Below are 562 nucleotides of genomic sequence, written 5' to 3' on the forward strand. Positions count from 1 at the left end.
TAGACCTGGATACCTTCTGAGGCAGATATTGGAGAAAGGTTGGCTGGTTATGTTGGTATGGATGGCGCTATCGTACCACCGTTACATGGCCGATCCTTCTCCAGTGGTTGCCGTAACAATCCACCGCATTCACCAACCACACGTATACATCCTCCTGCACAATCTCCGTACTGTTATTGGCAGTACCATCCCAACCTTGCAGATTGGTGGTGTTGAAGATCAGGTTACCCCAGCGGTCGAAGATGTACATCTCGAATTCACAGTAGTTGTATTGGGCCACCGTGAAGTATTCGTTATGTGTATCCCCGTTGGGTGAGAATGCATTGGGAATATAAATGCTGGAGATATCCTTGATACATACAGTTTCAGGAATGGTATCCCGGCAACCGTATTGGTTCTCGATGTACAGTTTCACCTGATAGCAACCGGTATCGGCATAGGTGTGTATCGGGTTCTGAGAGGTTGAATAGGTGCTGTCACCGAAGTCCCATTGCCAGCTGATCGCATCACTTGACTTGTCAAAGAAGTTGATCACCGGATTCATAAGGAGTGCTTCCTTGGG

The 562-nt window shown here is 47.9% G+C and carries 1 protein-coding gene; it reads right to left on the reverse strand.

The window, feature by feature from the left end:
* Positions 1-67: 67 nt before the first annotated feature.
* Positions 68-562: gliding motility-associated C-terminal domain-containing protein (locus tag KDD36_15250; GenBank protein MCB0398005.1), on the reverse strand; the 495-nt coding region annotated here is incomplete at its 5' end.

The organism is Flavobacteriales bacterium (assembly GCA_020435415.1).
In the GTDB taxonomy this organism is placed as follows: Bacteria; Bacteroidota; Bacteroidia; order JACJYZ01; family JACJYZ01; genus JACJYZ01.